Source organism: Acinetobacter sp. YH16053 (genome assembly GCF_013417035.1).
GTDB classification, from domain to species: Bacteria; Pseudomonadota; Gammaproteobacteria; order Pseudomonadales; family Moraxellaceae; genus Acinetobacter; species Acinetobacter towneri.
This window is the reverse complement of the sequence record NZ_VPEP01000122.1, coordinates 1-1,375: the sequence shown is the minus strand read 5'-3', so window position 1 is coordinate 1,375 and position 1,375 is coordinate 1. Positions and strand designations below refer to the sequence as shown.

The following is a 1,375-nucleotide window of genomic DNA, read 5'->3' as shown; positions in this document are numbered from 1 at the left end:
AATTTGATCTAATATTTTTTTGCAGTTTTCAATAGATTCCTTAGCTGATATTTCTGTCACTTTATCCTCTAACTTATAATCTGCAATAATACGTAATTGATGGAAGCTAACTAGTCGATATGCTATAGCTTTCAATTGTTTATTTGCCGGACGTAATTCTATTAAAGTCTGCCGTAAGGATGCATGAGTTCCACCTTTATAGGCATTCACAGGAATGCCTAAGGAATTGGATTTTTCATTAAGTTTATGAAATGCACAGTAATAACTACGGCTTATTATCTGACGATAATCAATTTCTGAAATTGGAGTAATAGAAATGATTTTTTGTGCAAAATTTAAAAATTCTATGCTATCCACGACTATCCTAATTCATTGCTTTTAAAATTTTCAGCCGTAAATATTATAGGATATTTAATAAGCTCTTCATACTCATAACTATCTAATAAGTCTAAAAATTTATCATTCATACCATCATTTAACAGCATAACTGTTTCTAGATCCAAATCGGTATTGAATAGTATTGTAGAAATTTGACTATCATTCACTTCTATAAATCTATTAACTTGATTATTACAGTGTGTGAAGAAGACAGAAAAAGCTACTTTCAATACATCTCTATACAAATCGAGATTTAGATTTGTATTTTCTATAATTTCTTGACGCGTCTCATTTAAGCTTAATAATTCTTGTTCATAGAATTTTTTCTTATTGTCATCTAAAGACTTCATATTAGTTAGCCTTTGATCATTAATATAATAAATTTTACATAAATTAAAGAACGATTCAAAATATGATGGATTATTACTTAACTCAAAAGCTTTCCAATAGGAATCAATTGCTTCTGAGTACTTTCCAGCATGTCCTAAAACATTAGCTATGTTTGAGTAGATCATAGCCTGATAGCCACAATCTTTTGTAAGTAATAATATAGATTTAAATATATTTATAGCTTCATCATGCTTATTTTCATAAGCAGCTATTGTGCCTAAAATAGCTTTATATTTGCATATATCTATACTACGAACCTTTTCCGCATCTCTTTTCCATGATTGAATTTTAAAGACACTAGATGTTTTCCTAACATTAGAGAACATAGCATCAAAAATGCTTTTATCAATAGTTTGAGGAGATATCATAGTCGATTAGGAATTCCATTTTTAATGCGCGGGTATAGTACAATATTTTGCTTTACTGAGTTACTAATTTTAGGTGGGTCATAAATTTATACTTCAAAAATAAAGGATTAGATCGAAAAATACTATTTTTTTTACTAAATATCATCCACTTCTATACAATACACTTGGTTGTCATTTTTATACAATTAATAAAATACTGATTAGTTGAATTAATTTAGATAAGTAAATAGCCCGGCATC

Annotated in this window: 2 protein-coding genes; both read right to left on the bottom strand. The window is 28.2% G+C overall.

Going from position 1 to position 1,375, the window contains the following annotated elements:
* The coding region (locus FTV43_RS15470) for a hypothetical protein (RefSeq protein ID WP_179995836.1) at nucleotides 1-357 on the bottom strand (357 nt) is incomplete at its 3' end.
* A 2-nt stretch (nucleotides 358-359) separates the two neighbouring features.
* Nucleotides 360-1,136, bottom strand: a complete 777-nt coding sequence (locus FTV43_RS15465; RefSeq protein WP_092768988.1) for a tetratricopeptide repeat protein — start codon at nucleotides 1,134-1,136, stop codon at nucleotides 360-362.
* Nucleotides 1,137-1,375 lie beyond the last annotated feature (239 nt).

Excerpts from the sequence above, each read along its gene's own strand:
- FTV43_RS15465 (WP_092768988.1), bottom strand. The coding sequence starts at position 1,136 with ATGATATCTCCTCAAACTATTGATAAAAGCATTTTTGATGCTATGTTC.